The organism is Chitinimonas sp. (genome assembly GCF_041904975.1).
Lineage (GTDB): Bacteria > Pseudomonadota > Gammaproteobacteria > Burkholderiales > Chitinimonadaceae > Chitinimonas.
Genome location: NZ_JAYRLZ010000173.1, coordinates 1 through 6187, shown reverse-complemented (window position 1 = coordinate 6187; position 6187 = coordinate 1). Strand labels below are relative to the sequence as shown.

Sequence of the window (6187 nt, the reverse complement as noted above, 5' to 3'; positions counted from 1 at the left end):
GTATCTTGCCTATCGGCAAGTATCGCCTGGCGATCCGCTTTCGCGGCCTGATCAAACGCGAGGCCGAAGGCATGTTTTTCGACACCTATCGACAAGGCAAGCAGGAAAAACAGCTGATCGGCACACAGCTGGAAGCCACCGATGCACGTCGACTCCTGCCTTGCTGGGACGAGCCGGCGTTTCGTGCCAGCTTTACCGTGTCGGTAGATTTGCCCAGCAGCTTTACGGCCTACTCCAATACGCCGGTAGTAAGGCAAACCGCTCTGCCCAGTTCGATGCAACGCATCGAATTTGCCCCCACGCCCAAAATGGCCAGCTACCTGTTGGTGCTGGTCGCAGGCGAACTGGAGCGCATCAGCCGCCAACACAATGGGGTGGAGACCGGCGTGGTCACTACCCGGGGCAAGCAGGCGCAAAGCGCCTTTGCACTGGATGCCGGCGCCGATCTGCTCGATTACTACAACGACTACTTCAGCATGCGCTATCCGCTGGCCAAACTAGATCACATTGGCGTACCGGGCGGCATTCCCAATGCCATGGAGAACTGGGGGGCAATTGTTTACAACGACTTCCATTTGTTGCTCGACCCGAAAACTGCCAGCCAGGCCACACACCAGCATGTATTCCAGTACATCGCTCACGAAACGGCCCACCAATGGTTTGGCAATCTGGTCACCATGGCCTGGTGGGACAATCTATGGCTGAACGAGGGCTTTGCCACCTGGATGGAGAGCAAAGCCCCCGACCATCTGCACCCCGACTGGCAGGTCTATATCAATAGCCACAAGGTAATCGAGAAAGCGCTGGTGTTTGACGCTGCCGACGCCTCGCATCCGATCCACCGCGCAGTCAACGATGAAGCGGAAGCAAACAATGGATTCGACCCGGTCACCTATGAGAAGACCGCTACCTAGTTACGCATGATCGAACACTATCTTGGGGAGGACGTGTTTCGTGCCGGCATGCGCCGCTATATGGCCAAACACCAATTTGGCAACACCACCAGCGCAGATATGTGGGCGGAGCTGGAGAGTGTTTCGGGACAGCCGGTTGGCCAGATCGCGCGCGACTGGACGGAAACGGCCGGCTTCCCCTTGATCAAGGTCAGCGCGTATTGCGTAGGTAATGAGCGCCACATTGAACTGACCCAGGAGCGTTACACCCTGGAGGCGAACAAGGCCAAAGCACAACACTGGCGCATCCCGCTGCAGATAGACAACGGCAGCGGCACATCCATGCAGGTGCTGCTGCAGGCAGCGAGCGAGCACATCGTCCAGGCCGGGTGCGACGAAGGCTTGATGATCGATCCGGGCAATATCGGCTTTTTCCGTGTGCAATATGCGCCCGAACTACAAGCAGCGCTGACCCGAAACTTTGCCCGATTGCCGGTTAGTGCCAAACAAAAGCTGCTGTCCGATACCTGGGCTCTAGCCAGCAGTGGCCGCATAGCGCTCGACAACTATCTTGATCTGCTGCAGCAATTGCAAACTGAAGACGCCCCGGCACTGTGGGCATCAGTTGCGGCGAATCTGCGCACAGTCGATCGCTTTACCGGGGAGAGCCCGCTGCAGGGATCGTGGCGCAGCTTCGTGCAAGCCACCTTATCCAGCAAGCTGGCGCAGCTTGGCTGGGAAGGTAAGCCGATAGACAGCAACAATATGCGCCAGACCCGGGCGGAGTTGATCTCCGTTCTGGGCGACCTCGGCGACTCGGGCGTGTTAGGGCAAGCCAAGGTGTATTTTGCCGGCATCGCAAAGGGGCAAAACCAGCTGTCACCAGAAGTAACGCGCGCTGTCGTACATCTGGCAGGGCGAAGTGCCGACGCAAGCACCTATCACACCCTATGGAAGTTGTCGCAAACGGCGGAATCAGCCCAGGCAAAAGACGACTATTTATTCGCCATGTTTGCAGCATCAGACCCCAAGCTTGCCCAAACCTCGATGCACATGGCGCTGGACCGGAAGCTTCCCAGCGCTGTGACCGACTTCATCCTGCGAACCGTTGCGGAAAGCGGGCATATGGACAGTAGCTGGGCATTTGCCATGCAACGCTTTGAGCAGCTGACAAACATGCAGACCGCGTTTCGCCTAGGCGTGTTCTACCCCAGCCTGCTTCGTAGCGCCACCGATGAGCGCTATGCAGACCAGATCGAAGCGTTTGCCAAGACGCGCCTGCCACTCGCCTTGGAAGACGCTGGCCACGTTGCCGAAAACATCCGAGCACGCGCCAGACAAAAGCAACGCGTATTGCCGCAGCTGCAGCGATATCTGGGCAAATTCCGATCAATCACCAAACGCAGTCCTGATCAGGACAATTGAAGATCTTGTATCGCAGGAGCGGGCTATACCCGCGACAAGCACTGCCGACGCGGACCGTGACCGCTCCTGCTGCTTGGAACATTGAATGCCCGGATCGATGGCACATCTTTCATTCCGGGCAATCCCCGCATACGCGGGCAAGGGCATCGATCAGTGGCTGTGGCTGATCAGGCAGCAAGCAGTTCGCGCGTCATGAATACGCTATTGGGGTCGGCCACATAGTCGCCAAACGGCCCGCAAAACGTGAATCCGGCGCTGGCATACAAGGCGTGTGCCGGTTTGAAGAAATCCATCGAGCCGGTTTCCAGGCTCAGCCGGGTATAGCCTTGCCGGCGTGCCTGCCCGATAAGATGATCGAGCAGCAGTCTGGCCGCGCCGCGGCGGCGCAGCTGGCGCGGCGTGCGCATCGACTTGATCTCGCCATGGCAGGCATCGAGGCGCTTGAGCGCGATGCAGCCGGCCAGAACCTCCCCATCCCAGATACTCCAGAAGGTGATGCTCGGATGACGCAGGGCGTCCAGGTCCAGGGCATGCACACTCTCCGGCGGGCTGGTGGCATACATATCGTCAAGGTGTTCTTGCAATAGCTGGCGGATCGCGTCGCCGCGCAGGTCATCAATGCGGATATTCATCACAGGGCTCATCGGGCAGGAGAAAACAGTCAAACCAGGAACAGGTAATACAGGGCACCAGCCGCACCGGCTTGGTAACGACTGGGGCCATGCAACTGGTAGCGCAGGCAGTCACCCGCCGCCAGTTGATAGGTCTTGCCAGCCACGGTCAGTTCGAGACTGCCGGCCAGCATGATCAGATGGTGCTCAAGCCCCGGCCGCGGCGAGCCCTCGTAGGCGATGGTGGCCCCCGCAGGCAATTCGCCCTGTATCGCTTCGCCGGCCAGCCCGATGGCGGGTGGCGACACGCTGCGGCGGCGAAAGCCGGTATCCGGGTCCAGCCATTCCACCTGTTGCGCCGCACGAAGCAGTGGCTCGAATTGCGATTCCACCTGCTGCATCAAGCGCGACAAGGTGATGCCGTAGCTCACGCACAGCTTGCCCAACACAGACGCAGAGGCGCTGACTTCGGCATTTTCCAGACGCGACAGGGTGGCGCGGCTGACGCCGCTGCGTTGTGCCAGTTCATCCAGGGACCAGGCCCGCTCTGCGCGCAACGCTTTCAAGCGCTTGGCGATCAGGGTATCAAGTGAATTTTCCATTTTGGGGAATATATCTCATTTTTGAGATACTGTGAGCGCGATTTTGCTGGGGATGCGTGCTACTGCTACGCTCGGCGGCAGACCGGGCACGATGGCCGTCGTCCCGGTCGCGCAACCATGAAACTCAGCTGTCCGGCAAAGTGCCTTTGCCCGCAAGGCCCCCCAGCTTTCAGCTTGAACAGGAGTAAGCCGTGCCCCTTGTTTGGTCGTATTCGATCGATGATCTCGACTGGAATGAATTGTCTGCCCTGTATGCAGCCGCGCCGCTTGGAAACAAAAGTCCCGATGCCTTGAAAACCGTCTTCACCAATAGCCTGTTCAAATGCCTTGTTCGCGACGACGGCCGGCTGGTCGGCGCCGGGCGTGCGCTGGCTGATGGCATCGATTGCTCCTACATTTGCGATATCGCGCTACTGCCCAGCCATCAAGGGCTTGGCCTGGGCAAGGCAATCGTTGCCAGGCTGGTCGAGTTGTCTGCCGGCCACAAGAAGATCATCTTGTACGCCGTTCCGGGCAAGGAGTCGTTCTACAAGAGGCTGGGTTTCAAACGCATGCGCACCGCCATGGCCATCTTTGCCGACCAGGCAGACGCGCTGGCGCGTGGCTATGTCGATGAAAGCTAAGGCAGCCGCTACACGCGTGCGTCGACCACTTACCAGCCTGCGACCGGCGCCTTGCACTACCGCGCCCCGTGGCCGTAACAGGTGAGCGACAATCCGGCTTTCGCAAGCCGGCCTCGTGAAGTTGTGCCGCGCCAATCCAAACCTGCCTGGAATCCAACGTGATCAATGCACTGCTGCTTTTGCCCCTGCTGGGCCTCGATATCGCACCGCAACTGGCTCACGATGAACCGCCGCCACCCTATGTCAGCCAAGGCAGTTATCGCACCTTGAGCTGCTCGCTCAGCCTCGCTCCCGATCAGCTGGTGATCAGCGGTGGCTCCAGTATCGAAGGCGTGCGGCCGACCGAGGTCGCGGCGCAGCTCGACAGGCAAAAGGCAGCGATCCAGCGCTATCTGCAAGGCCTCAAGGGCAGCCTGGTGGAAAAAGAGCACTTGCGCGCGGCGCGCAATGTCGATGATGTCAAATCGGGCAAGCAGCCCTATATCCACCTGATGCGCTTTGAGGCCCTGCTACCGGTCGGCGCCAATGCCGACCAGGCGATCGAAGGGCTGATCAAGCTCGGGATGGATCGCTATGGCAAGGATGCCAATATCGATGACTACAGCCAGTACAAGGTGCTGAGCAGCTATCGGGCCACCGCCGCCAAATCGCGGATTACGGCGGCACGCGAGCAATGCCTGCAAGAGCAGGTGCAGGCTTGCAACAAGGAGTCCGGCGGCAAATGCAAGCAGCGGTTTGAATTGACGGCCAGCCAGTTCGAGGCGCGCGGCGTAGTCAATAGCGAAAACCGCTATTTCGACGATGCCGGCCTGCAAAGGCTGGACAACCTCGATGCCGCCAGCGCCGCGCCCGTGCAAGTGCTGATGCGCCTCACCGTCCATGTGGGGAATAAATGATGAGCGTGGCAAGCCGCATCAAACCGCTGCTACCTGCCTTGATCGCCCTGTGCATGGTGCTTGGCGCCCGTGCCGATGGTTTGATCGACCGCTTGGGCGGCTATCTCGGCCTGCAGCCCAAGGCCGCCGCCGCCCAGTCTTACCCGGATGACCGGCGCGCCAACACCCGGCTGTCGTTCGAGGCCAAGCTGCTCTACACCACCTTGCTGGGCCGCCCCTATGGCCTGGCCGCCGGTGATCTGCAATTCGAACGACTACCCAAACAGCTCTCACCGCTGGGTTTCAGCCTGGCAGCGGCTGCCCAGCAAGCGCTGCGGCTACCGGCCGGCCAGGGCGGCAGCAGCCGCGACAAGCTGATCTATTTTCTCTCCAGCGCTACCGAACCCTATGCGCTGGCTGACTTGCCGGCCGATTTGCCCGCCGGCATGCGCAGCGATGATCTGGCCATGCTGCATGTCTACGCGCTGGTGATGTCCGGCCAGGCCGATGCCACGGTGGAGCTGCTCGGCAAAACACTGAACAGCCCGACGCAATTCAGCCGGCACTTTGCCATCATGGCGCTGCGCAGCATCGGCACGGCGCGGGCGCACGAGCTGATCAAATCGCGCAGCGACAATCCGGACGACCAGATGATCGCCAAAGACGCGCTGCGCCTGGAGCTGCCCAATCTGATCGAACCCTACCGCTATGCCGGCGAAGTACCGGTGGACCAGCGCTATCGCAGCAATCTGCTGGCGCAGGCACGCCGCAATGATACCCAGGCCATCCTGCCGACCATGTTGCTGGGCTTTGTCGGTGAAGATGCGCCGCCGGCCCAGCTCGCCGCCGAGCGCGAATTCCTCGGCCAGCTGTATCGCACGGCGGATAGTGCCCTGTGGCGCCGCTATATGTATGGCTATGCCAGCCTGGCGTTTCGCTTCCAGCTGCCGTTCGAGCAATGGCTGGCGATGTACCAGAGCGATAAGGACCTGTGGCGCCGCGCCTTTATCCTGCGCATGCTGGCGCGCCAGCATCCTGACCGCTTTGTGCGCGATACCCTGCCGCTGCTGGCCCGCGAGACCAATAGCTCGATCCAGTGGGAATACCTGTCGCTATACCGGGGCCTGAGCCAGGGTGAAATCCTGTCCGGCCCTTTCG

General features: G+C 60.4%; 6 protein-coding genes and 1 pseudogene. 5 read left to right on the top strand and 2 right to left on the bottom strand.

What is annotated here, in order from left to right:
• Both ACE3OH_RS15155 and ACE3OH_RS15150 read left to right on the top strand, forming a co-directional pair.
• Positions 1–1013: pseudogene (locus ACE3OH_RS15155) on the top strand (M1 family metallopeptidase); the annotation flags it as partial.
• Positions 1014–2318, top strand: a complete 1305-nt coding sequence (locus tag ACE3OH_RS15150; protein ID WP_374354630.1) for an ERAP1-like C-terminal domain-containing protein — start codon at positions 1014–1016, stop codon at positions 2316–2318.
• A gap of 167 nt (positions 2319–2485) precedes the next feature.
• On the opposite strand, the gene ACE3OH_RS15145 is transcribed toward ACE3OH_RS15150, so the two are convergent.
• Complete coding sequence (locus tag ACE3OH_RS15145) at positions 2486–2950, bottom strand: GNAT family N-acetyltransferase (RefSeq protein WP_374354613.1); 465 nt, start codon at positions 2948–2950, stop codon at positions 2486–2488.
• Positions 2951–2979: 29 nt separating this feature from the next.
• Positions 2980–3531: a helix-turn-helix domain-containing protein gene (locus ACE3OH_RS15140; protein ID WP_374354611.1), complete on the bottom strand. Its 552-nt coding sequence runs from the start codon at positions 3529–3531 to the stop codon at positions 2980–2982.
• Positions 3532–3722: 191 nt separating this feature from the next.
• On the opposite strand from ACE3OH_RS15140, the gene ACE3OH_RS15135 reads away from it, so the two are divergent.
• The 3 genes from ACE3OH_RS15135 to ACE3OH_RS15125 form a co-directional block, all read left to right on the top strand.
• Entirely contained in the window at positions 3723–4154 is a 432-nt protein-coding gene (locus tag ACE3OH_RS15135) for a GNAT family N-acetyltransferase (RefSeq protein ID WP_374354608.1), read from the top strand.
• A 158-nt stretch (positions 4155–4312) separates the two neighbouring features.
• Entirely contained in the window at positions 4313–5050 is a 738-nt protein-coding gene (locus ACE3OH_RS15130; RefSeq protein WP_374354605.1) for a hypothetical protein, read from the top strand.
• Positions 5047–6187 (top strand): hypothetical protein (locus ACE3OH_RS15125; RefSeq protein ID WP_374354602.1); only part of this gene is annotated, 1141 nt, incomplete at its 3' end. The genes ACE3OH_RS15130 and ACE3OH_RS15125, both read left to right, overlap by 4 nt.